We start from the raw sequence: 23,065 nt of genomic DNA on the forward strand, positions 1-23,065 counted from the left end.
GCAATAGAACTGGGTTCACTTGCAGGGATTTCCAAGATAAAGAATTCCCCTGAGAAGACTTTGATAAAGAATTCCCCGTGGGGGACTTCAGGCCTCGTGAGAGGATGGGTCCTCCGAGTTCCAGGAGATGATGACGTGATGAAGAAGCGCGTTCTTCTGGTGGCCGCCACCCTGCTCGTGCTGGCCACCGCATGGGTGGTGATGGAGCTCCTGGAGCCACCGAGGCCCTCCTCCGAGCCCACCTCCCCGCTCACCGACGTGGCCGGCCCCGCGCCCGCGGTGTCCGTGTCCCCCCGGGAAGAGCCCCTCCGGAGGCTGGCGGAGCAACCCGCGCGGCCCGGCCCGTCCCCGGAGACGCCCACGCCCCCCCCTGTGCCCGAGGCTCCTCCAGCCCGGGTGGTGCCGCCCTCGCTCATGCGCGATCCGGCCCACCCGCCACAGGGGACGCAGCCGCTGGCCCTGCCCTCCACGCCCTCGCCGCCCGATCCCTCCCTTCCGCCCCCCATCCAGGTGGACCCGGAGCGTGGGCGCCGTCCCCAGGTGAAAGAAGGCCAGACACCATGAGCAGGAAGAAGACAGCGGCTCGGCGGCGCCGCGAGCCACTCGAGGCGGACCTCGCGGAGCAGACCTCGCACGTCACGGTCCAGCCCGAGGACGGGCAGGCCCCCGCGCGCTGGCGCACGCTCGTACCCCAGGCCCTGCTCTCCGCCGTGCTCCTCGCGCTGGCGGCGCCGCCCTTGGACCTGTGGCCTCTGGCGCTGGTGGCGCTGGTGCCCCTGCTGCGGGGGCTGCGTGACGCCACCGCGGTGCAGGCCCTGGCGCCGGCCTGGCTGTGCGGCTTCGTCATCAACCTCGTCGGCTTCCGCTGGGGTTACGCGCTGCTCGACCGTTTCGGCCACCTGCCGGTGTGGGCCCGCGTGCTGGCGCTGCTGGTGCTCGCCGCCTACCAGGCCAGTGTCTTCTCCCTCTGGGCGGGGCTGGGCAACCTCCTCACGCGCTCGGCCCGCGTGCCCTGGCTCGTCGCGCTGCCGCTGGCGGTGGCGGTGGCGGAGGGCGTGCTGCCCTTCCTCTTTCCCTGGAACCTGGCCGTCACCGTGTGGCGGGCGTGGCCGCTGCTGCAGGTGGCCGAGCTCGGCGGCGCGCCCGCGGTGTCCGCGCTGGTGGTGCTCATCAACCTCACCCTCCTGGAGGCGGGCTTGGCCCTCCGGCACGGGCGTCCCCTGCCTCGTGAGGTACGGGTGGCGTGCGGGGTGGTACTCGCGGTGGTGGCCGCCGGGCTGCTGCGGGCCACGCACGTGGCGCTGGCGCGCCAGGCGGCCCCCCAGGTGCGGGTGGGCATCGTCCAGCCCAACTCCGGCACCATCACCGCCGACGAGCGCAAGCACCGGGGCGAGCAGTACCTGGCCCCCCTGCGCCAGGCCACCCTCGAGCTGGCGCGCGGCGGCGCCGAGCTGGTGGTGTGGCCCGAGTCCGCCTTCCCCTTCCTCTTCGATCGGCAGCTCACCCGCGAGTACGCGCCCGGCCACCCCTGGGAGCTGCGGCCCGGCTTCTCGGGGACGCTCCTCTTCGGCGCGCTCAGCCACACCTTTGGTGGCGCGCGCGTCCACAACAGCGCCGTCCTGGTCTCGCCGGACGGCCGCATCACCGGACTGTCCGACAAGCGCCGGCTCTTCCCGTTCGGGGAGTACGTCCCCTTCGCGGCTCGCTTCCCCGAGTGGGCGCGGCGGGTGCGGGCGCGGCTGCCGGACTCGCCCGACATCGAGCCGGGGACCCAGGCACGTCTGCTGGTGAGTGGCTCCCTGCGGATCGCCCCCCTCCTTTGTTATGAGGACATCCTCCCCGGCGCCGTCCATCCGCTGGTCCGCCAGGGGCCCAACCTCCTCGTCACCCTGGCCAATCATGCCTGGTTCGGGGATGGAGACGCGCCGTACCAGGCGCTCGCCCTGGCCACGCTGCGCGGTGTGGAGGCCCGGAGGGATCTGGTGCGCGCGACGAGCACCGGCGTCAGCTCCGTGGGGGACGCGCTCGGGCGGGTGCGGGCGCGCACGTCCCTCACGCGGCAGCCCGGAGCACCCGAGGTGTTGGTGGGCGAGGTGGCCCTGGTGGAGCTCTTCGCGCTCGGGCCCTACCTGGCGCCAGCCTTTCCCTTCGTGTGTGCACTGGCGCTGGCGGTGCTGGCGCTCCTCGGGCGCCGGGCACACTCCCGCGCGGACCGGGCCTAGGCGCGCGGGAGCGGCCCGAGGGCGACCCGGGGCTTCGCTCCATCCCTTGCGGCGGCCTCCCGGCAAGCTGAACCCCCTCGCGAGGGCAGGTCAAATGACCTGCCCCGGAAATGAGCCAGCGAACTGGAAAATGATGCAAAGAATCCGCGGGCTGCCCCACGGCAACCGTGCGCCAGGCCGGTGGAGAGGCCGCGCGGCCCCCTTCGGACGTTGCGACGAGGGCCCGATGATCAGTCCGCCGCGTTGACCCACACGTCGTTCGCCAGCCAGGCATCGGTTGGCGTGGTGGAGGACGTCACCTTCGGGATGAAGGTTCTCAGTTCCGCCAGGGTCGGCTGACGGCCCTTGGACTTCACGAAGGCGGTGCGCACCCGATACTCCGGGCTCGTGCGGAAGGACTCCGCGATGGCCGCTTCGGACGCCGGGTTGCTGTCCAGCACACGGGTCCAGTAGTCCATCCCGTTGGTGTCGGCCGTGATCTCCGGCAGCGTGCGGCCCATGACGTTGACGTACAGGAGGAACACCCTCTTGGCGTTCGGCGTCAGGGTGTTTTCGTAACCGACCCGAGTCGCGGATGCCAGGTTGTCCCGTGTGATGCGTCCGGCGCTCATCTCGGTGGCCCAATAGTACGTTTCCCAACTCGATGGGCGGCGGTTGACTGTCCGCCGGAAGGTGTCACGGATGAAGAATTCGTCCGAGCCCTGGAGGGTCGACTGGATGATGGCTTCGGTGGCGCTGCCAGGATTGGTGGTCAATACCTGTACCCAGTAGCGCAGGCCTTCATTGTCGAGATTCATTTCTTCAGGCGTGCGGCCCAACGTGGTGGAGAACATGTTCCAGACCTTGGCCACCTCCGGCACGAGGTCTTTCTCCACCAATACGCTTCCCGCGCCCAGCATGCCCGCCACGCGCTCGGACCACAGCCGCCCGTGAAGGTTCAGGCCCTGGCGCGTCATATGAATTCCATCCCAACGATAGGCTCTTGGACCGGGAGGAGTCCACAGCGGATCCTCCCCGATGAGCATGTCGGTGTCAGGTCCTTGCAGGAAGACGGGCTCATTGCTCGTCACCGGTTCGCGATTGGCCAGGTAGCGTTGGCCCTTGCGGATTTCAGTCTCCGCTGCCCACTTCGTCGCGAGACTCAGTCCATCACCTACTCGGTAATGAGGAGCGAGCCAGGTGGCACTCGCCACCATCCAGGGTTGCGTGCACCCCGTGATGTCGCGAAAGTCCTGTGCGAGCTCCTTCAATTTGGCTGCATACCAGGTCCTGGAGGGTTGTTGTGGCTCGTTGGGATCCGTCGTGAACTCTCGTTCCGAATTGCTTTCGCCCTGATGCCACAGCACGGCACGGAAGCCACACTGGAGTTGCCCTCGCGTGGCCGTCAGGCGCTTGAGCGCGCTCGCACCCAACTTCAGCCGCTCGAACAAGACCACCGGGTTTCCGTTCTGATCCTTCACCCGCGTCGTCGCCGGAGTCACCGTGGAGGCCCAGTACTCGAGCGCGGAACCGCCCCAGGAGGCATTGAGCACGGCAACCGGCACGCCGAGCCTGCTGCTCAGGTTGTCGGCGAAGCTCGCCCAGGGCGAACCGTAATACCGGCCACCGCTGGCGGTCGTGTAGGCCAGCGGTTCAGTCACCGGCAACCAGGAAATCGCGCCCGTCGGATCCACCGCGCGATGCAGGGCGTTCGCGGTGAACACGGTGCCTTCCGTGTCGCCATGGCTGCCGACATTGCTCTGCCCGGCGATCATGAACACTTCCCCCACGGAGAAACCGGGGCTGTCCCAGCGCAGGCGTTCGGTATTGCTGGCGTCGTAGAACGAGACGCGTACCTTCCTGCGCGAATTGCCCGTGGCGAGTGAGAAGTCGAGCAGGCTGGCGCCCGTGTAGACGCCTTCGGACAGCACGCGTTCACGCGTGTTGCCGCCGTTCAGCAGGGAGATGGAATAGTACGTGTAGGTGGCCGTCGACGGTGTCGAGGTCAGATTGACGGAAATCCTCGCAACGGAATCAGGTTTCGTTCCGGCGCGCTGGAAGATTTCGTTGTCATGAATGCCGGTGATCGCGGTGCTGCCCATGACGATGGCCGTCGAGTCGTTTTCGGTCGGAGCGGCATTCGCCAGAGTGGGAAGGGCCATCGCGGTGGCGAACAGTGCCAGCGAGGAAAGCCCGTGGAAGGAATGTCCAGGGAGCATGTGAGTCTTTTCCTTTTGCTACGGGCAGAGGTGCCACTCGAAGGTCGTCATGGGCGTGGTGTCTCCGTTCCGGTTCACCACTGAGTCAGCGGTATTGATGTTGAGGCGCGAGGTGCTGTGGACCCCACAGTTGAAGCTGGCCGACCCGGGCGCCTCGTTGGTGATCGTGTTGCCGTAGAGGAGGAGCGGCGCCTGCGTCGTGCCGGCCCCATCGACGTTGATCCCCTGCCGCGCGGAGCTCACCGTGTTGCCGTGCACGTCGCCGCCCTGGATATTGATGGGCGGCAGGTACCAGGGGTGCGGTCCGAGCTCGATTCCGAAGTGGCAGTTGCGGGCCGCCGAACAGTCAATCGTATTGTCACTGACCACGGCACCGGTGAAGTTGCCCCACTCAGGGGTGTTGAAGTTGTCGAGCATCAGGCCGGCGAAGGCCACCTGGCCGGGCTGGCTGATCCTGTTGTGGGTGACCACGGCGTTCTGGCCGCCCCCCAGGATCAGGGCCACGTCACTGTTGTCGACGAAGGTGTTGTGGGTGACCGTGGCGCGATCCGAGAAGTGGATCGTCAGCCCGTCCGCCCACATCCCCGGGACCGAGTTCTGCCCGTTGGAGCGGAAGACGCTGTTGGTGATCGTGCCGTCATTGCCGCGAAACTCGAGCGCGGTGCCGCAGAGCGCGTTCTTGCTGACGCTGTGGGTGAAGCGGCAGAAGGTGCAATCGCCCATCTTCGCGTTGAAGCCCCATCTGTTGTTGTCCGAGCCCAGGGGGCACTGCGACGCGGCCGTCGTACCGAGGCGGGCGGCGCGATTGCCGTCCAGGATCAGGTGGTCGAAAGTCACGTACTGGGTCGCCTCGGCGGCGAGGAAGCCGCCGACCTTGGCGTTGAAGGTGGGAAGCGCCTTGAGCACGGCGCAGTTGATGCCAGGCTCCTCGCAGTTGGCGGCCGAGTTCTCGAGCCCTCGGGTTCGCAGCGTGAACGGCTTGTTGATCCGCACCTGGGTGCCCATACCGTACGTCCCGGGTGGCAGTTCGAGGGTGCCGCCGGATGGAGTGTTGTCGATGCAAGTCTGGAGTGACGGGCCCAGATCGCTCAGGCCATCCGGGACCACGGAGACCCCGGGACAGAGCGTCACCGGCAGCGGGTAGGCGACGTTCCGAGAAAAGTCCCCAAACCAGATGTAGTCCTCCTGGAGCATCCGCCACTGGAAGTTGTAGGTGCCAGGGGTCGAGGGCGCGGTGATGTTGAAGGTGAACGTCTTCTGCTCGTTCGGGCGGATCGTCTCTTGCGGCGCCAGGTCCACCCGGCCGATGCCCCAGGTCAGGTTGTCCTGAGGGTTCTGAGACCCGAGTTTGTAGCCCGCGGCGGCCGTCCAGACGTTCGTGCCGATGTTCTTCATCGTCACGGACACGGAAGCAGTCTGCCCGGCGGCGAGCGTCGCCGGCACCGATTGAGAAATGAACTGGGCGTTATAAGGTACCGGCGCCGCGACCTGGATGGTCACGTTCGGAGAGAAGTCTCCGAACCAGGCGACCTTCTCCTGGACCATCCGCCACTGGAAGTTGTAGGTGCCAGGGGTCGAGGGCGCGGTGATGTCGAAGGTGAAGGTCTTCGAATGACCGGGGCCTACCGACTCGCCATCCTCGAGGTAGATCCGGTTGTAGGTCCACCGGTAGTTGTCCTGCGGGTTCTGGCTTCCCAGCTTGTATCCGAGCTCGCCGTTTCGGGTCCAGGTCGTGGTGCCATTGTTTCGCATGGTCACCGAGACCGTGCGGACTTCACCTGTCGTGAGCGACGCCGGTACGGTCTGGGACACGAAGACCGCGCTGTCGCCCGCGAAGGCTGGGAGCGCGGCGAGGCAAAGGCTCGCGAGAAGCAAGAGGGGAATGACGGGTGGTTTCATGGGGGGTATTCACTCGAATCGAGCGGCCAGGCTGGCCCCTGCGAATGGGAAGAGCCGGGGAACAGGAAAATGATGCATGACGTGCTCGATGTCCGTCCTCGCCCGAGCCCATCGAGACGTGTGCGCGGACGTCTGGGGGCGCGTCGCAAGCGGCCAGGATCATTGAGCTTTCCCAGCTCTGCCGTAAAACCTGGAAATCCTCCGCATCATTTTCCTCGTCGGTGGCTCATCTGAATCGAGGGGGCTTTTCCGGCCCCCCGTATTCGATGAGGAGAGCAAGGAAGTGAACCTGGCAATCAAGGCAACAAGCTCCGCGCTGCTGGTCATGTCAATGCTGGCGGCTGGGTGCGGAGGGGTTGAAGACCCCGTGGATGAGCAGTCCACTGTCGCAACTCGGGTGGATGGTGCCACGGCCTGCACCCAGAACGGGGTCTCGCCACAGCTCGCGGCGCTGCCCGGGGGCCCGTACCAGAACTGTCAGGGCGGCACTTTTCCACGGATCGATCGTCAATCCGGTACCCAGGCTTGGAGTGGGTGCTGCGGCGATCTCCTCCGAACCTGCGAGGTCCCGGGCTATTCGACCCTGAATACAGTCACCTGCTATGATGGAATCTCCTGCACCGTGGGCAAGGTCTCGCCACAGCTCGCGGCGCTGCCCGGGGGCCCGTACCAGAACTGTCAGGGCGGCACTTTTCCACGGGTCGAGTATCAGTCCGGTACCCAGGCTTGGAGTGGGTGTTGCGGCGATGTCGTCCGAACCTGCAAGGTCTCGGGCTATTCGACCCTGAATACAGTCGTCTGCCTGTAATTGAGCTTGCCGGAGCCCGGGCGCTACCCGTCCGGGTCACCGTCCCCGCGCGGGCGTCCCGTCAGGTGGCTGCTGGGAGGGAGCGGCCAGGGCGTGCAGGGGCGCATCGCTGCCCACGGAGATGAAGGGAGCCCAGTAGTGGGGATGGGCCTGGGTCAGGCGCGAGGAGCGCATGGCCTCGCGCAGGGCCGTGGAGCTGCCCAGCCCCGCGAGCAGGTTGCGGTAGTAGGCCTCCATGAGGGCCCGGGTTGTCTCGTCGTTCACCTTCCACAGGCTCATCACCACCGTCTCCGCTCCCGCCACGACGAAAGCGCGGCGCAGGCCGAAGACGCCCTGGCCCAGCTTCACGTCGCCTCGCCCGGTGTCGCACGCGGACAGCACCACGAGTTGGGTGCCCCACAGGTTGAGGCCGGCCAACTCCAGGGCCGTCACCGGCGCGCTCTCAGGTGGAGGGCTGGCCGCGTCCGAGGCGTCAGGCCCCTTGGGGGGCTCGCCCGCGAGAATCAGGCCCGAGCGCAGCAAGGGGTCGGAGGGACGCGGCGCGGGGGCCTTGTCGCCCAGCGCACCGAATTTGACCACGGCCCTGGAGCCCTCGGGCACGGGCGCGTCCTCGAGGAAGAAGCCGTGGGTGGCCAGGTGCAGCACGCCGGGCGTGGGCAGGTGGAACAGCCGCTCCTTGGTGGCCTCGGTGCCGAGGAAGAGCTGGGTCTGGGGGAGCAGGCGTTGAATGCCCTCGGCCTCCTGGCGAGTGCCCGGCAGGGACGCCCACGGGGTGGCGGCGAGGTCCGCGTGCGGGGTGGACGAGAAGCTCCCGGGAGGGCCGGAGTGCCCGGCCAGCGTGGGGGCGTTGCCGGACGAAGCCACGGAGCGCGCTCGGCGTGACGCGTGGAAGTCCGGGTCGGCGAGGACGAAGACGGAGGACGAGGGGGGCGTGTCCTGGAGGCGGGGCAGGAGGTCCCTGCCGGAGGTGAGGTAGGTGAAGTCGAAGGAGTCGAGGAGGAAGTGGTGGCCGTCGTGGAGTGCGGCGAAGGGGACGAGGCCCAGCTGTCCGTCGGGAGAGATGAAGAGGCGGCGGGTGTTGCCCAACAGGGGCAGCAGGGGCCGGAAGGCGAGCTGGTAGAGGGCCTGGGCGGAGGCCTGGAAGCGAGCGTCACGGCGTGCGAGCTCATCGCGCAGGCGGGTGGCGGCGAGGTCGATGGGCGCCGCGGGACCGAGATCCAAGGCACGGGTGGAGGTATCGGGGAAGAGCACCAGCGCCAGGTAGCGCAGCTGTCCCTGACGCCTCGAGTGAGGGGTGCCGCGCTGGGGGCCGAGGGGGCTGTCCACGTAGGCGATGAGCTCGACGAGGGCGCCGTCCCTGGGGAGGGAGGCGGCCACCTGGCCGACGATCTCCGCGAGAGGTGGAAGGCGGGTGCGCGCACGCAGGGGAGCGGAGCGTTTGGCGAGGTCGGCCTCGAGGGCATCACCCTCGCTGGCGAGTGCATCGAGGCGCTGTTGGTAGTTCGCCGAGGTGAGTGAGCCGGGGCCCGCGAGCCAGAGGGTGGCCAGTTGGGTGCGCAGGCCGCGCAGCCGCTCGAGGCGGTCGCGCTCCTCGGCTCCCATGCTCTGGTAGAGACTGCGGGAGATGCGGGCGGTCTCCTCGATGGAGCGGCCCTTGCGCAGCAGCACGGCGCCGAGGGCCAGACGCCGGACGCGGGCGTCCCGTGGATGCTCGCGCACCAGGGAGTAGAGAAACTGCTCGGTCGTGCGCAGCTGTTGGAGGAAGAGGGCCAGGCGCGCTTCGGAGAAGCCGAGCGTCTCCTGGCGCAGGCGCTGCTCGGAGATGGTGAGTGCGCGCGTGAACAGCGGCAGGGCCTCGGGAAGGCGATGCTGCGCCAACCGGAGGAGGGCGAAGTCGTGGAGCGGGAACTCGAGGTTGGGGTGGTTCTTGCCGAAGACCGCTTCGGAGATGGTGAGGGAGCGTTGGAAGAGGGGCTCGGCCCGGCCGTACAACCCCTGCATCATGTAAAGCCTGGCCTGGGTTCTGAGCGCGTCGGCGACGCCGGGGTGTTTCTCGCCGAAGAGCGCTTCATTGATGGCGAGTGCGCGTTGGGTGAGTGGCCCGGCCCGGTCGTACGCGCCCTGGTTGATATACAGGTCGGCGAGGGTGTTGAGCGAGTCGGCGAGGTCGGGGTGGTTCTTGCCGAGGGCCGCTTCCCTGATGGCGAGTGCGCGTTGGAAGAGGCGCTCGGCCCGGCCATACAACCCCTGTTGGAGGTAGAGGCTGGCCAGGTTGTTGAGCGCGTAGGCGACGTCGGGGTGGTCCTTGCCGAGGGACGCTTCCTGGAGGGTGAGCTCGCGCTGGTAGAGCGGCTCGGCCCGGTCGTACAACCCCTGTTGGAAGTAGAGGTTGGCCAGGTTGTTGAGCGTGGAGGCGACGAGGTGGGAGTTGTCGCCGGGGGTTGCTTCATAGAGGGCGAGCGCACGTTGCAGGAGTGGCTCGGCCTGGCCGTACCACCCCTTGTCCGTGTAGAGGTTGGCCAGGTTGTTGAGCGCGGAGGCGAGGAGGAGGTTGTTGTCGGGGATCGCTTCGTGGATGGCGAGAGCGCGCTGGAAGAGTGGCTCGGCCCGGTCATACAACCCCTGGGCGGTGGCGAGGATGGCGAGGTTGTTGAGCGAGGAGGCGACGGCGGGGTGGTTCCCGCCGAGAGCCGCTTCCCTGATGGCGAGCGCACGTCGAAGCAGTGGCTCGGCGCGGGTCAGGTCCCCCTGCCGCCGGTACAGGTCCCCCACCTGATGCAGGCAACTGGCGAAGTCCGGGTGCGCGCTCCCGAGCGCGGCCTCCCTCAGCGCGAGCGCATGCTCGGCACGTGCGAGGGCCTCGGAATAACTGCCCGCGTCTTTCAGCTTCGCCGCCTCGTCGAAGGCGGCCTGCGCCTCCACCAGCCGCGCATCCCCCACCTCTTCCGCCACCGCCGCTCCCGCTGTACAGCAGAGCATGACGACGGTCATCCACCCGAGCACGCGTCCCATGTCCATCCCCTTTGAATGCGGATCCTCTGCATCAATGTCGAGCTCACTGACTCTCCACGATTGCGAGCCACCTGTTCAGCCCAACCCCGTGAGCACACCGGAGAGAAAGCAATGAACGCGATGAGGAAGTTTCCGCTGATCTGCCTGTTGCTTCAGCTCCCCGCCTGGGCGTGGGCCGGCGCTCCGGCCTCCGCGACGCCCGTGCACGAAGCCGAGCGCTACGCGCGCCGGTGTCAGTCCCAGGCCGCCTACCGCATCGCCAGGCCCCAGGGGACGATGTTGTGGGGCACCAAGCGGGACTGGGACACCGAGAAGGCGACCGAGGAGCGCAGCAGCGTGCTCGTCTCGGCCGATCTCTCGCCCCTGCGTCAGGCGGATGCCGGGGTGAAGGCGCTGCGGCTCGAGGGGGGGCACCTGGTGGCCTCTCCCGCCCCGGAGGCAGGGGGGGTCACCAGCGGCGTCGTCGGCACCGTACTCCAGGCCACCGACAGTCACGGCAGGCGCGTGGAGGTGGCCATCTGCGGCGCCGAGCCCTCCCCCGAGGATCCCGGCATGGTCTTCTACCGCATCGAGGCCTGGAACGCGGTGGCCCAGGAGTGGGAGAACCCCTGTGTCGCCTTGGACCGCGTGACCGACTCCCGTGCTCTCGCGGTGGGCGGCTTCTGGGACGCCAGCGGGGCTCACCATGAGTCCCCCGGCAAGCTCACCTTCGCCTGTCAGAATGGCGCCATCGCCAAGTGCATCCTCTGGGGCTACAAGCCCTGGGTCCGCCGCGACGGGCAGCCGCTGACCGGCCTCCATCAGGCCTGCACCCGCATGGCGCGTGCGGACTATTGCGGCAATGGCCGGAACCACACGCACCAGGATACCCTCATCGACATGTACGATCGGCTCGGGCTGATCCAGCGGACGACCGAGGCCTCGGAGGAATGGGATCCCTCGCGGGCCTCCTTCGAGGCGGCGTGGGCACCCGACGGGGCCACCTGCCTGGCGCGCACCCGTGACGGCCGTGCGATGGAGGCGATCCTCCAGGAGTGTCCCAACCGGTTCCAGAAGGGCGCGGTGGCCGAGCTGGGCGGGGGCGATCGCTGCACGGTGCGTCGGGTGGACGTTCCCCCCGGGTCCGCGCTGCTGCGCAACCTGTCCTATGGGGGCTCGAAAGGCACCACCGCCCCCGTCCAGGGCCGGTGAGCCCGCGCGACCCCGCATCAGCCGTCCTCTGGAGGAGTCCCGGCTGGAGGCGCCTCGGTGCCCTTGTCCTCCAGGAGCTGGCTGATGCTCAGGTCCATCTGGCTATCGACGAAGGCCAGGAAGCTCTTGAAGCCCAGGGTGGACAGGCCCAGACGTGCCTTCAGGCGGGAACGGGTCTCCTCGTAGACCCTCTGCCGTGCGCTCTTCAACCAGCGGGAGATGGTCGATTGATTGACGCGAAAGAGCGAGGCCAGCTCGTACGTCGAGAGACGATCGGCGAAGTGGAGGCGGAGCAGGTGGCGCTCGTCGGCCGAGAGCGTGGAGGAGGCTTCGCGCAGGGCCTGGCGGAACTCGGCGTGGTGGCGCCGCTTCATGACGTCCAGCTCCGGGTCGGTCCCTTGTCCCGGCAGCGCCTTGAGGAGTTCTTCCGCGTCCTGTTCGGGCGCGGGCTTCTCGGCGGCCCGCAGCCGGGTGGCGATGCGCCCCGCGGTGACGAGCACCCAGCTCAGCAGCGCGCCCCGCCCCGTGTACTCTCCAATCCTGGGTGCGCTCTCGGGAGTGGCGACCAGGAGCTTCACGCGCGTTATCTGGCAGACGTCGTCGATGATCCCCTCGGGTTGCTTGAGCCCTCGGAGCTTCTCCGGCAGCCTGGCCAGGTAGTTGCGCTCGAAGGCCTCCTGGGCGGAGGCAAGGCCCTGGAGACACGCACACGTGAGGTAGAGCTCCGCCAGGGACATCCTGGCGAAGAGCGGCGCGATGGGGTCGTGGGAATTCGCCTCGGGCAGCCGCTCGGCGAGGTGGAGCACGAACGGCCCCGCGGGGAGCACCACGCCCGGCCACTGCGCTCGAGCCTCCTCCCAGGCGCGGATGAGCACCTGGTCGAGCGCGGCGGCCTCCGCCTCCGTGGGGGGGACGAAGCGCACCTTCGTGTGCGCGAGAAATGTCGGGACCAGTTCTCGCACCTCATCCATGACGGGGCCTATACCATGCGCTCCACCCGGCCCCAACGGGAGCGGCTGTAGGAGGACTGCCCGGTGGCCGGCCTGGCCCCTTCCAACCAATGCGTCAGCCCATCTCCCATTGTCTGACGGACGAGCTCCTGGTCGAGCTGCTCGAGGATCGGTTGCCGGACGAAGAGCTGGCCCGGATCCATCGGCACTCCGCCGGGTGCGACGACTGCCGGGCCCTGCTCGCCACGTTCACGCCTGGCATCCAGCGCGCGGGGGAAGAGGCCACGGAGGACCGCGAGCCGGCCGGCACCCCGCAAGAGCCGGGGACCGTCTGGACGCCACCCGACGCGTTCGACGCGTTCCGCCTCGAAGGCGAGCTCGGCCGTGGCGGCATGGGCGTCGTCTACCTGGCGCACGACACCTCGCTGGATCGGCGCGTGGCGGTGAAGTTCATGGCCTCGAGTCAGCCGGCTGCCTGGGTGCGTGAGCGCTTCGCGACCGAGGCCCGGGCGCTCGCGCGCCTGCAGCACCCCCACATCGTCAATGTGTTCAGCGTCGGCGAGGTGAGCGGCCACCCGTATATCGTCTCCGAGTACGTCGTCGGGGAGAGCCTCGCGGCGCTGCCCCTGCCGGTGCCCTGGCGCCGGGTCCTCGCCCTGGGCATCGGACTTGCCCGGGGGCTCGCGGCGGCGCATCGCCAGGGCGTGCTCCACCGCGACCTCAAGCCCTCCAACGCCCTGGTCACCCGGGACGGCGTGGTGAAGCTGCTCGACTTCGGTCTGGCCGAGCGCTTCGAGGTGGGGGCGGCCGAGGCCTCCACCTCGCGCCCCATCGGCGGCACGCTGCCCTACATGGCGCCCGAGCTTCTCGCCGGTGCTCCCGCGAGCCCTCGAAGTGATTTCTACGCCCTGGGGCTCATCCTCCACGAGCTGTGCACGGGCGAGGTGCCGCGCCGCGCGTCGCTCCGGCCCCCGGAGGCGCTGGCCCGTGCCGCGCTCGTGCCGGGCATCGATCCGGACTTCGCCGCGATCATCACGCGGTGTCTCGCGGCCAATCCGCTCGAGCGCTTCGCCTCGGCCGAGGCCCTCCTCGAGGCCCTGGAGCGGCTGGAGCGCCTCAGCGCGCCCGAGCCGCTGGCCGCCGGCAATCCCTACCGCGGCCTCGCTCCCTTCGAGGCCGAGCACCGGTCGCTCTTCTTCGGGCGCGACGCCGACATCCGCGCCGTGCTCGAGCGCCTGCGCTCGCGCGCCCTGGTGCTCGTCGCCGGGGACTCCGGGACCGGCAAGTCCTCGCTGTGCCGCGCCGGCGTCCTGCCCCGGGTGGCCGCTGGCGCCCTGGATGAAGGCCGTGAGTGGACCACGCTCACGCTGTGGCCCGGCCATCGTCCGCTCGAGGCCCTCGCCGCCGCGCTCGCGCCCCTGCTCGGCCGGAAGGAGGCGGAGCTCGTCACCGCGCTCGCGGACAGGCCGGCCTGGCTCGGCCAGGCGCTGCGCGAGGCGCACTCGAGTGGACGGGGCCTGCTGCTCTTCATCGATCAGCTCGAGGAGCTCCTCACCCTCTCCGAACCGGTCCAGGCGGCGCACTTCGCCCGGCTCCTCGGGGAGTTCGCCCTGCCGCCGGTGGGGGTGTACGTGCTGTTGGCGGTGCGCGGCGACTTCCTGACGCGCCTGTGCGCGCTTCCCGGCCTGGGCGACGCGGCGGAGCGGGCGCTCTACATCCTCCGCCCCCTGTCACCCGAAGGGGTGCGCGAGGCCATCGTCGGGCCCGCGCGCAGCCGGGGCGTGGCCTTCGAATCCGGTGAGCTCCTCCAGACGCTCGTCGCCTCCACGGCCCATGGCGTGGGCAGCTTGCCCCTGCTCCAGTTCGCGCTCGCCGAACTGTGGGAGCGGCGCAATCCCGAGCAGGGCGGCCGTATCACGCGGGAGGCGCTCGAGGAGATGGGCGGGGTGGCGGGAGCGCTGTCCCGGCATGCCGACGGAGTGCTCGCGCGCCTGAGTCCCACGGAGCACGCGGCTGCGCGGCGCCTCCTGCTCCAACTCGTGACGGAGGAGGGCACGCGCATCGAGCGGGGTGAAGACGAGCTCGCCGAGGCCTCGGATGGGGCTTCCCGTGCCGCCCTTCGCGCGCTCGTCGAGGGCCGCCTCCTGCACACGCGCACCGTGGGCGGCCAGCCCCGCTGGGAGATCGCCCACGAGTCGCTCATCGAGAGCTGGGGCACGCTCCGCGACTGGCTCGATGACGACATCGGCCATCGCGTGGTGCGCAAGCGGGTCGAGGCGGCCAGCGCCGAATGGGCGCGCCTCATGCGGGCTCGCGACGCCCTCTGGGGGCAACGGCAGCTCGACGAGGCGCGGCTGCTCGAGCCCTCCACCCTGGGCTCGCGCGAGCGTGCCTTCCTCCTCGCTTCCCAGCGCGCCGTGACACGCCAGCGCTGGGGGCGCTGGCTCGCGGTGCTGGGCCTGGCGCTCGCCGTCTGCGCTTCCTATGGCGGGCTTCGTCTGCATGCGTACCTCGAGGACGCGCGCTTCGTCGCCACCGAGCACGGCCTGGCACGCGAGGCGCTCGCCGCGGGCCGAGACCTCGCCCAGCGGGCCCTCGGACGCCGCGAGGAGGCGTTGGCGCTGTTCGATGGCCGGGCGCCGCCGTCCGTGGGCCTCCAGACCCTGTCGGGACCCGATGCTCCGAGGCGAGCCGCCGAGCGGCAATGGACCCAGGCGCTTGCCCTGCGCGATCAGGCGGATGCGGCCTACACGCGCGCCAGCCGGAACCTCGAGAGGGCCCTGGATCGCGACCGCCACCACCTGGGCACGCGCCGGCTCATCTCGGAGCTCACCTATGAACGGGCCCTGCTCGCCGAGCGCTTTCACCAGAGCCGTGAGCATGACGAGTGGGTGCGGCGTCTGGAGCAGGAGGTGGACACGGCGCGGGTGGGCACGGAATGGCTGCAACGGCTCAAGGCCCCGGCCGAACTGGAGCTCATCACCACCCCACCTGGGGCACACGTCGAGCTCGAGCGTTACACCCAGGAGGAGGGGACCTTCCGCCGTGAGCCCGTCGCGGAGGCCAGCTCCCTGGGGCCGAGTCCCATCGCCCGCCTTCGCCTGCCCGAGGGCTCCTATGTGCTCCACGTCACGCGGCCGGGGCGTGTGCCGGTGGACCTGCCGCTGCTCCTCTCGCACGGTGTCCGCGAAACGGTCCACCTCACGCTCCCCACCGTGGTGCCTGATGGCTATGTCTACATCCCGCCGGGTTGTTTCCTCCTGGGCAGCGCCGAGCCCGAGGCGGTGCGCAGGTTCTCGTTCAGCGCGCCGATTCATCGGTTCTGTCTCAACGCGGGGTACCTGATCGGCCAGCGGGAGGTGACGTTCGGCGACTGGATGACGTACCTCGACGATCTGCCTCCGGATGCGCCCGCGAGGCGGATCCTCGAGCAGCCGCGCTTCGGCGATGGTGGGGCGGTGACGCTGCGGCGGCACCCCGGCGTGGGCTGGAGCTTCACCTTCTATCGTTCGCCGGAGGAGTTCAGCACGGCGAAGGTGGGCGAGACCTTTGTCTACGCGGGGCGGACCCGGCGGAACACCGCGGACTGGAGACGGTTTCCCCTGTTCGGCGTCTCCGCGCAGGACCTGGAAGGCTACTTCTACTGGCTCGACCGGACGAAGCGTCTGCCAGGAGCGCGCCTGTGTGGCCAGCACGAGTGGGAGTACGCGGCCCGGGGAGCGGATGGCCGCCGCTACCCTCATGGCGACCAACTGCAGCCCGACGACGCCAACATCGACGAGACCTACGACCGGGCGCCCACGGCCTTTGGGCCCGACATGGTCGGTTCCCACCCCGCGTCGGTGAGCCCCTTCGGTCTGCACGACATGGCTGGCAACGCCTACGAACTCACGCGCTCCGTGACACCGGAGTTCGGGCGCGTCGTTCTCCGGGGAGGCTCGTGGTACTACGACGCCTTCGCCGCGGCCATCGCGGACCTCTCGCCCGGGGATCCCATGGCGCGCGACGTCAGGATCGGCGTGCGCGTCTGTGCTTCGTTCTCTCCACGGTAGATTCCAGTCCTTCTCGTCCGACACTCGCGCCTTCTCCTTCAATCACTCCGGTTGAAATGACCTTATAAGTCATGTCAAATGGGCGTGGTGCTTCGCATGTGCCTCCTGGTGGTCGGTACAGGGGCCCTGACCTCGTGCGTAGGAGTCTCTTGCGTGACCTTTCATTGGCTATTAAGGACGAGGTGGCCTAGGCCATCAGACATGAAACACTTGGCCGTTGCCCTATTCCTGTCTGGATGCGCCAACAGTGGCGTGGGGTCCGCTCGCTTTCATCAAGCCGCCGCACTCCCCACTCCTGTCCCAGCGCCTGTTCCCCAGTTCCCCCGTCCCAGCTACACCCCCGCGGGGGCCGGTGCGTCACCGCTCGGCCAGCCGTGGCAGCCACCAAGCGTCCAAGTGGAGCGTTCACCGAACCGGCGGCTCCTCCCACCGACGCCAGAGCCCGGCCTTTGGGCCGCGGATGAGGTAGGCGCGGTCAAACGGCCGAACTACAATGAGATGCCCGCCATGATGGCGGGTGTCCGACTTCCCTCACCTAAAGGCGAGAGCACCGAGGCCACGCGTTGGTGCGCTGACTCCATGAATCACGCGCTCTGGGGGGCGCGACTTCATGAAGCAATGGCCAGGCTCCATCCGGACATCCGAGCATGTGTCGTTGCGCGATTGTTCGAGTATTGCGCCATCCAGCGAGCATTTCGGCTACATAAAAAGCTCATGAAGGCAAATGCGGAGCCCTCACGTGCATTGGAACAACGCGAGGCGGCCATGGGCGTTGCCGTCCTGTTCGCCCAAAGCGCCTGCAACGAGCAGACGTATCCACGTGATGCAGCGGACCTATACAATCAAGCAGCGAATGAATGGGCCAGGCAGAACCGTATGGTGGAGGAAGGTTCGTGAGGACTCCGCCTGATCCTCGATCACCGATGACTCTAGAGGAGGAAGAGGCCTTCGACAGACGGGACACCTATGTGGGGTGTATCGTCAATCTCTATTGTGCGAAGGCCTGGGCGGAGCGCCGGGATTACAACGACCTTTCCGCTGAGTTCATCCGCCTTGGATCTCCATCCCCTGACTCTGGCCATGAATTCTGGCGAGTCAAATGGTCGTCGGGCGGTGACCCAGAGGAAGATGAATTGTTCGCATGGGCGCGGCGTAAAGCGCTTGAGCTGAAGCCAGACGTCAAAGGCTTGGACTGGGTGACCCTGGCAACGCAAATGTATGAGGGGGACGTCGCGGAGGAAGTCCACCGCCTTTTTCCAGGCTTCTCGGGAGGACCACATGCCGGCTCCGGGTTGGTGTTCTTCCATCTGATGGGGCTGATTTCGTAGTGCGTTGGCGACTCCATGCAACATGTGGGCAGCTCACCGGGCCGCAGGCCCCCTGCGTCGCGGACGCCGCTCAGCCGTGCAACTCGCCCGCCGTCAGCACCACGCGCCCCTGAACCGTCGGGACGCGCGCGAGCAGCACCCGGGCGACCTGGGCGGCGGCGATGGGCCGGAGGCGCTCGGGCAGGAGGGGCGCGATGACTCGGGCGAGGGCCCCATATGCCCTCTCGGCCGGGCGTGGCCGCTGACCGAGCGCTGCCCGGTCACCCGCCAGCGGCGGCGGGCGCGCGAAGAGAAGCCCCTCGAAGGGGAGTTGCGAGAGCGCCTCCTCGAGCTCTCCCTTCATCCGCCTGTAGTAGTTCCGGGACTTCGCGTCCGCGAACCCCGAGCTGACCAGTCCAAGGCGCCGGGCGCCGGCCGCGAGCACCGCGCGCGCGACGGCGAGGTTGGCGTCGAAGTCCACGGCACGCTGGGCGGCCGGGCTCCCCGCCACCTTGAGCGTGGTGCCGAGCGCCAGGTACACCTCGTCGACGGACGGCAGGGAGGGAAGCGCCGCGAAGTCCACCACGTGGGAGGTGAGCTTCGGGTGGAGGTCGCCCAGCTTGCGTCGCCCGAGTGCGTGCACGGCCGCCACCGTGCTGTCGGCCAGCAGGCCCTCCAGCAGGAAGTGTCCCACCAGTCCCGTGGCGCCAGCCAGGACGACGGTCCGTGAAGGCGCACCACTCGACTTCGTCCACCTGGTCTCTTGCACGTTCGTTCCTCGGTCCGAAGAGGAGGGAGCGCGGTGGCCAGAGAGATGAAAGACCACCGGTCTGTTGAGTCAGATGGATAAGAGACCGGTGGTCGTATTGTCAAGAGACCGTCGGTTCCTTATACTCGCTCCCATGGTTGCCAGCGTGAAGGCGAAGCGACAGCGCAGGGGGCATGGAACGTCCCGCAAGGCGCCCCTGGGGAAGGCTGGAGGGCGGCGCGGCGCGCCGGCGGAGGCCGAGTTCCTGCGCGCGCGCAGCGAGGAGCAGCGGGAGGTCCGGCGCTGTGCCATCCTCGCTACCGCGGCTGCGATGCTCGAGCAGATGCCGGTGGCCGAGGTGGGCCTCAACGAGCTTGCCCGGCGCGTGGGGCTCGCGAAGTCCAACGTGCTGCGCTACTTCGAGTCGCGCGAGGCCGTGCTCCTCGAGCTGCTCGACCAGGCCTGGAAGAACTGGCTCGCGGCGCTGCCCACGGAGCTTGAGTCCGGAGTGCGTCAGGGGGCGCCGCTGCGCGAACGGGTGGAGCAGTTCGCGGCCACCTTCGCCCGGTCGCTTGCCGCACGCCAGGTGTTCTGCGACCTGTTCGCCGCCAGGGCCGCCGTGCTCGAGCACAACGTTTCGACCGAGGTTGCCCTTCGCTACAAGCGGACCTCCATCGCCAACGCGGCCGCGGCGGGCGCGCTGCTCGGGCGCTGCCTGCCGGAACTCGGCGAGCGGGTGCAGGAGGTGTGCAACTACGCCTTCCTGGCCACCACCGCCATCTGGACCCACTCCCGCGCGTCCAAGAGCGTTCTCGCCGCCTACGAGGCGGACCAGTCTCTGGAGGCGTTCCGCATCCAGTTCGCGCCGACCCTCCAAGTGATGCTGGTCACACTCGTCACGGGCGCGCTGGCCCGTGCGGCCCCGGCGTCAGGGGCGAGGAAGGCCTGAGGCCTTCAGCAAGATGGATTCCACCTCGAGGAGAGAACGACAATGGAGTACGTCAATCTTGGCAAGTCCGGACTGAAAGTGTCGCGCCTGTGCCTGGGCTGCATGTCCTATGGCGCGAAGGTGCCGGGCCAGCACGACTGGGTGCTGGATGAAGAGCAAAGCCGCCCTTTCTACCAGCGCGCGCTCGAGCTGGGCATCAACTTCTTCGATACCGCGAATGCCTACTCGTTGGGCGCCAGCGAGGAGATCCTCGGCCGCGCGATCCGCGACTTCGCGCGTCGCGAGGAAGTGGTGATCGCCACCAAGGTGTACGGCCGGATGCGTCCGAACGATCCCAACGGCTTCGGGCTGTCGCGCAAGGCGATCTTCACCGAAATCGACAACAGCCTGAAAAGGCTCGGTACCGACTACATCGACCTCTACCAGATTCACCGCTTCGACCCGGCCACGCCGATCGAGGAGACGCTGGAGGCGCTGAACGACGTGGTACGCGCCGGCAAGGCCCGCTACATCGGCGCGTCGTCGATGGCGGCCTGGCAATTCACCAAGATGCTCTACACGGCCGACCTGCACGGCTGGACCCGCTTCGTTTCGATGCAGCCCCAGTACAACCTCGTTTATCGCGAGGAAGAGCGCGAGATGCTGCCCCTGTGCCGCGACCAAGGCATCGGCGTGATTCCCTGGTCGCCGCTGGCCCGCGGCTTCCTTGCCGGCAACCGCACCAAGAACGACGGCGAGACGGCACGCGCCAAGGGCGACAAGTTCGGGGCAAGCCTTTATTACCAGCCCGAGGACTTCGCTGTCGTTGACCGGCTCGGCGAGGTGGCGGAAGCCCGGGACACGCCGCGCATGCAGGTGGCGCTGGCCTGGGTGCTGGTCAACCCGGCCGTTACCGCGCCGATCATCGGCGCCACCAAGCCGCACCATCTGGAGGACGCCGTTGCCGCGCTGTCGGTCAAGCTGAGCAGTGAGGAAATCGCCCGCCTCGAGGAACCCTACCGCCCGCACAAAGTCCTGGGCGTTTGAGGCGGGATGGGCCGTCGCGGTCACGCTGCGTGCGATCCATTGCGGCTGGTTCGTCGGCCCGGCCGTCACCTTCATCGAAGGAGCAGAAGGGGGCGCGTCGCATCGGCCATCGTGAACATGATTCCTGGATGGACAGGCAACCCAGGTCCGCTCATCGCCCAGGAACGAGCAACAATGGATGGGCATCACCGGGGATGCCTGACGGACGCCCACTTGCGTGCCCCCGGTCCCTGCAAGCCGAGAACGTCGTCCGGATTGGCCAGCTTGCAGCTCTTCAAGGACAGGCAGCCACAGCCGATGCAGCGCCGCGCCACCTGTCCGACCGTGAGCTCATCCCGTGGCATGGAACTCCTCCTCTCTCCGGGTCCGCGGCAGGCGCGTGTGCTCGCCACGGGTCTGTGTGGGTTGAAGATGAAACCTCGAGTAAGGTTGAGGTCAAGTGAAAGGGCGTGCGGCTCATTCCGTTGATCCGGGTCCGTCCCGCCATATTTTCGGGGCATGAGTGAGCAACTGAATCGTCCGCATGCATCCGCGCCTCGCCGACGCGGACGGCTGACAAGGAGATGAAGACATGTCGATGAAACGCACCCACCTGGCACCCATCCGGGATCCACGCTCTACCGCCGTCATCACGAGTCTCTGGACGCTCCAGTCGCCCGAAGACCAGCGCGCCGCCGCGGAGGCCGCATTGTCGGCCATGCCAGCAGCTCCCGGCCTGCTCCGCTTCAACGTCTTCCGTGGGCTCGAGGATTTCACGCTCCTTCTGCTCTCCCAGTGGACGGATGCAGCCGCGCGTGATGCCTACCTGGAGGTCAGCGCGAGGCCACGTGCGGTGGTCGACCAGATGGTGCCGAACATCCACCGCGACTGGCGGGAGCCCGGCCTTCTCTATCGCGGCTTCGTGAGCAAGGAGCCTGGCGAGGCCCGCTGTCTGGTCGTGGTGCGCCAGCCGTTGCTCCAGCCGGACCCCCGGGTTCAACGCGACTGGGTCGACACGGTCATGACCGCCGTGGAGTCGGATCCCGCCCCGCCTTCTGGCCTGCTCGCGGCGACGTTCTTCCTGTCGGCCGACGGCGCCCACGTCGTCAACCTGGCCGAATGGACGAGCGCCGATGCGCACCGTGCGGCGTTGCGGCACAGAGCTGACGAACGAGCCCCGCACGGCAGTATCGGTGACTCAGCACTCTGGCGCGCGGTCCGGTCGCATCCTGGCATCCGCGTCGAATATGAGGTCCGCCGCTTCGAGTTCCTCGCCGCGATGGAGCCCATCGTCCTTGATCGGGCGAGGAAATGACGAAAGGTCCTAGCGAAACAGCCTCTTGGCCTTCGCCGCGGCCTCAGGCGATTCGCCGTCCGAGGAAGTCGAAGGCCTCGAGTGGGAGCTGGTGGGCCCGGGTCTGGGGGTACTCGGAGGCCAGGAGGGTGAAGCACAGCAGATCTCCGCGCGGGTGGTGCGGCGCGAACTGCCGGTCGCGCAGTCGTCCCTCGAAGGTGAAGCCCAGCCGACGGGCCATCGCCGCGCTTCGCTCGTTGTCTGGCGCGCAGAACAGATCCATGCGCTTCACCTTGTCGAACTCGAAGGCGGTCTTGACTAGCGCCGAGACCATCTCCGTGGCGAGACCCTGGCCCGTCGCGTCGTGGCGGAACCAGTAGCCGATCTCGAGCGCGTCAATGCCAGCGCGCTTGATCAGTCCGCCCTCGCCCAGCATCCGGCCGGTTTCCGGTTCGAAGGCTCCATGGGCGCGATCCTGATCCAGATCGAAGTTGGCCCGGAGCTTGCGGATCTGCGCGGCGTGGGCGTCCAGGGACATGGGTCCCTCGGGAGTGGGCGGGAAGAAGTGCTCGAGGAACGCTCCGCTGGAGTCCGCCGCGTCCTTGCGGAGCGCGGCGTCGGAGGGCTCCATGCAGCGCAAGAGGAGGCGGGGCGTTCGTAAGCGGTAGGGCGGTCTGATGGCGAGGGGGCCGGCGGGCGTCGTCATGAGGTGGGAGTCTACGTCTGGGATGGTGGGCTTTCAGCTCCGGCCTTCAATGGTCCCGGCGTTGCACCGTGAGAGGGCCATGCGAAACTCTTCTCTCATGGTCACTCGCCGCCCTCCCGAGTCCGAGTCCACCGAACCCAACGACCCGTCCGTGGAGGCGGCCTTCCAGGCGGCTCCCGAGGAGATGGTGGCGGAGATCCTGGAGGGGGTGCTGTACCTCAGCCCGCGTCCGGCTCGTCCCCATGCCAACGTGGCGTCGAACCTGGGCATCCTCATCGGAGGGCCCTTCAAGTTTGGAAGAGGAGGGCCGGGGGGATGGGTCATCCTCAATGAGCCGGAATTGCACCTCGGCCCACGCCCGGACAAGCTCGTGCCGGACCTGGCAGGGTGGACTCGCGAGCGACTGCCGCGTGCCGTTGGTGGAGCCGATGCTCCGGCGCACTACGGTCTGGCCCCGGATTGGGCGTGCGAGATTCTTTCTGACCGCACGCGCAGCCGGGACAAGGGTCCGAAGATGCGCATCTACGCCCGGGAAGGAGTGAAGCACCTGTGGCTGGTGGAGCCGCTGGCCCGCACGCTGGACATCTACCGGCTCGTCGAGGGGCAGTGGGTGCTCGCTCAGTCCCTGGCGGGAGAGGAGCGGGTGCGGACCGAGCCGTTCGAGGTCATCGAGTTCGAGCTGCCGCTGCTCTGGTCCGAGTGAGGTGCCCTCGTCTGGCGGCCT

The 23,065-nt window shown here is 68.3% G+C and carries 17 protein-coding genes; 10 read left to right on the forward strand and 7 right to left on the reverse strand.

Annotated features, from left to right (window positions below; genetic code table 11):
- Positions 1-135: 135 nt before the first annotated feature.
- Together F0U63_RS12340 and lnt are read left to right on the forward strand one after the other, a co-directional pair.
- Positions 136-564 (forward strand): hypothetical protein, encoded by a 429-nt coding sequence (locus F0U63_RS12340; RefSeq protein ID WP_395846086.1) that lies wholly within the window; start codon positions 136-138, stop codon positions 562-564.
- Positions 561-2,222 (forward strand): apolipoprotein N-acyltransferase, encoded by a 1,662-nt coding sequence (gene lnt / locus F0U63_RS12345; RefSeq protein ID WP_395846087.1) that lies wholly within the window; start codon positions 561-563, stop codon positions 2,220-2,222. The genes F0U63_RS12340 and lnt overlap by 4 nt, the downstream gene beginning before the upstream one ends.
- A gap of 230 nt (positions 2,223-2,452) precedes the next feature.
- On the opposite strand, the gene F0U63_RS12350 is transcribed toward lnt, so the two are convergent.
- The 3 genes from F0U63_RS12350 to F0U63_RS12360 all read right to left on the reverse strand — a co-directional run bounded on the left by F0U63_RS12350 (position 2,453) and on the right by F0U63_RS12360 (position 10,139).
- Positions 2,453-4,420 carry a sialate O-acetylesterase gene (locus F0U63_RS12350; protein ID WP_395846088.1) on the reverse strand — a complete coding sequence of 656 codons (1,968 nt, stop codon included), beginning with the start codon at positions 4,418-4,420 and terminating at the stop codon, positions 2,453-2,455.
- An 18-nt stretch (positions 4,421-4,438) separates the two neighbouring features.
- Complete coding sequence (locus tag F0U63_RS12355) at positions 4,439-6,319, reverse strand: NBR1-Ig-like domain-containing protein (protein ID WP_395846089.1); 1,881 nt, start codon at positions 6,317-6,319, stop codon at positions 4,439-4,441.
- Between the two features lie 844 nt (positions 6,320-7,163).
- The gene (locus tag F0U63_RS12360; protein ID WP_395848361.1) at positions 7,164-10,139 is read right to left on the reverse strand and encodes a tetratricopeptide repeat protein; all 2,976 of its coding nucleotides are present in this window, start codon (positions 10,137-10,139) and stop codon (positions 7,164-7,166) included.
- 111 nt (positions 10,140-10,250) lie between these two features.
- On the opposite strand from F0U63_RS12360, the gene F0U63_RS12365 reads away from it, so the two are divergent.
- A complete protein-coding gene (locus F0U63_RS12365; RefSeq protein WP_395846090.1) occupies positions 10,251-11,330 on the forward strand; it encodes an ADYC domain-containing protein in 1,080 nt (359 codons plus the stop codon).
- A gap of 17 nt (positions 11,331-11,347) precedes the next feature.
- On the opposite strand, the gene F0U63_RS12370 is transcribed toward F0U63_RS12365, so the two are convergent.
- Positions 11,348-12,301: a sigma-70 family RNA polymerase sigma factor gene (locus F0U63_RS12370; protein WP_395846091.1), complete on the reverse strand. Its 954-nt coding sequence runs from the start codon at positions 12,299-12,301 to the stop codon at positions 11,348-11,350.
- 89 nt (positions 12,302-12,390) lie between these two features.
- Between F0U63_RS12370 and F0U63_RS12375 the strand changes: the two genes are divergently transcribed.
- From F0U63_RS12375 to F0U63_RS12385, 3 genes are all read left to right on the forward strand, one after another.
- Positions 12,391-16,332, forward strand: coding sequence for a protein kinase (locus F0U63_RS12375; protein ID WP_395846092.1), 3,942 nt, complete (start codon positions 12,391-12,393; stop codon positions 16,330-16,332).
- Between the two features lie 579 nt (positions 16,333-16,911).
- Positions 16,912-17,229, forward strand: coding sequence for a hypothetical protein (locus tag F0U63_RS12380; protein WP_395846093.1), 318 nt, complete (start codon positions 16,912-16,914; stop codon positions 17,227-17,229).
- Between the two features lie 26 nt (positions 17,230-17,255).
- Positions 17,256-17,660 carry a hypothetical protein gene (locus F0U63_RS12385; RefSeq protein WP_395846094.1) on the forward strand — a complete coding sequence of 135 codons (405 nt, stop codon included), beginning with the start codon at positions 17,256-17,258 and terminating at the stop codon, positions 17,658-17,660.
- Between the two features lie 70 nt (positions 17,661-17,730).
- Here F0U63_RS12385 and F0U63_RS12390 read toward each other — a convergent pair whose 3' ends face one another.
- Positions 17,731-18,408 carry an oxidoreductase gene (locus F0U63_RS12390; protein ID WP_395846095.1) on the reverse strand — a complete coding sequence of 226 codons (678 nt, stop codon included), beginning with the start codon at positions 18,406-18,408 and terminating at the stop codon, positions 17,731-17,733.
- Positions 18,409-18,553: 145 nt separating this feature from the next.
- On the opposite strand from F0U63_RS12390, the gene F0U63_RS12395 reads away from it, so the two are divergent.
- Entirely contained in the window at positions 18,554-19,336 is a 783-nt protein-coding gene (locus tag F0U63_RS12395; RefSeq protein WP_395846096.1) for a TetR/AcrR family transcriptional regulator, read from the forward strand.
- A gap of 42 nt (positions 19,337-19,378) precedes the next feature.
- The gene (locus tag F0U63_RS12400) at positions 19,379-20,362 is read left to right on the forward strand and encodes an aldo/keto reductase (protein WP_395846097.1); all 984 of its coding nucleotides are present in this window, start codon (positions 19,379-19,381) and stop codon (positions 20,360-20,362) included.
- 185 nt (positions 20,363-20,547) lie between these two features.
- Here F0U63_RS12400 and F0U63_RS12405 read toward each other — a convergent pair whose 3' ends face one another.
- Positions 20,548-20,706 carry a hypothetical protein gene (locus tag F0U63_RS12405; protein WP_395846098.1) on the reverse strand — a complete coding sequence of 53 codons (159 nt, stop codon included), beginning with the start codon at positions 20,704-20,706 and terminating at the stop codon, positions 20,548-20,550.
- A 227-nt stretch (positions 20,707-20,933) separates the two neighbouring features.
- Here F0U63_RS12405 and F0U63_RS12410 point away from each other — a divergent pair, with 227 nt between their 5' ends.
- Positions 20,934-21,656: an antibiotic biosynthesis monooxygenase gene (locus tag F0U63_RS12410; RefSeq protein WP_395846099.1), complete on the forward strand. Its 723-nt coding sequence runs from the start codon at positions 20,934-20,936 to the stop codon at positions 21,654-21,656.
- 43 nt (positions 21,657-21,699) lie between these two features.
- Here F0U63_RS12410 and F0U63_RS12415 read toward each other — a convergent pair whose 3' ends face one another.
- On the reverse strand, positions 21,700-22,341 hold the full coding sequence (locus F0U63_RS12415; protein WP_395846100.1) for a GNAT family N-acetyltransferase: 642 nt from the start codon (positions 22,339-22,341) through the stop codon (positions 21,700-21,702).
- A gap of 97 nt (positions 22,342-22,438) precedes the next feature.
- Here F0U63_RS12415 and F0U63_RS12420 point away from each other — a divergent pair, with 97 nt between their 5' ends.
- Positions 22,439-23,044 (forward strand): Uma2 family endonuclease, encoded by a 606-nt coding sequence (locus tag F0U63_RS12420; RefSeq protein WP_395848362.1) that lies wholly within the window; start codon positions 22,439-22,441, stop codon positions 23,042-23,044.
- The last annotated feature ends 21 nt before the right edge of the window (positions 23,045-23,065 follow it).

The organism is Cystobacter fuscus (assembly GCF_044360685.1).
Taxonomy (GTDB): Bacteria; Myxococcota; Myxococcia; order Myxococcales; family Myxococcaceae; genus Cystobacter; species Cystobacter fuscus_C.

Excerpts from the sequence above, each read along its gene's own strand:
- F0U63_RS12355 (WP_395846089.1), bottom strand. The coding sequence starts at position 6,319 with ATGAAACCACCCGTCATTCCCCTCTTGCTTCTCGCGAGCCTTTGCCTC.
- F0U63_RS12400 (WP_395846097.1), top strand. The coding sequence starts at position 19,379 with ATGGAGTACGTCAATCTTGGCAAGTCCGGACTGAAAGTGTCGCGCCTG.
- F0U63_RS12375 (WP_395846092.1), top strand. The coding sequence starts at position 12,391 with ATGCGTCAGCCCATCTCCCATTGTCTGACGGACGAGCTCCTGGTCGAG.
- F0U63_RS12380 (WP_395846093.1), top strand. The coding sequence starts at position 16,912 with ATGAATCACGCGCTCTGGGGGGCGCGACTTCATGAAGCAATGGCCAGG.
- F0U63_RS12370 (WP_395846091.1), bottom strand. The coding sequence starts at position 12,301 with ATGGATGAGGTGCGAGAACTGGTCCCGACATTTCTCGCGCACACGAAG.
- F0U63_RS12415 (WP_395846100.1), bottom strand. The coding sequence starts at position 22,341 with ATGACGACGCCCGCCGGCCCCCTCGCCATCAGACCGCCCTACCGCTTA.
- F0U63_RS12365 (WP_395846090.1), top strand. The coding sequence starts at position 10,251 with ATGAACGCGATGAGGAAGTTTCCGCTGATCTGCCTGTTGCTTCAGCTC.
- F0U63_RS12420 (WP_395848362.1), top strand. The coding sequence starts at position 22,439 with ATGGTCACTCGCCGCCCTCCCGAGTCCGAGTCCACCGAACCCAACGAC.
- F0U63_RS12360 (WP_395848361.1), bottom strand. The coding sequence starts at position 10,139 with ATGGGACGCGTGCTCGGGTGGATGACCGTCGTCATGCTCTGCTGTACA.
- F0U63_RS12405 (WP_395846098.1), bottom strand. The coding sequence starts at position 20,706 with ATGCCACGGGATGAGCTCACGGTCGGACAGGTGGCGCGGCGCTGCATC.
- F0U63_RS12410 (WP_395846099.1), top strand. The coding sequence starts at position 20,934 with ATGTCGATGAAACGCACCCACCTGGCACCCATCCGGGATCCACGCTCT.
- lnt (WP_395846087.1), top strand. The coding sequence starts at position 561 with ATGAGCAGGAAGAAGACAGCGGCTCGGCGGCGCCGCGAGCCACTCGAG.
- F0U63_RS12350 (WP_395846088.1), bottom strand. The coding sequence starts at position 4,420 with ATGCTCCCTGGACATTCCTTCCACGGGCTTTCCTCGCTGGCACTGTTC.
- F0U63_RS12385 (WP_395846094.1), top strand. The coding sequence starts at position 17,256 with ATGACTCTAGAGGAGGAAGAGGCCTTCGACAGACGGGACACCTATGTG.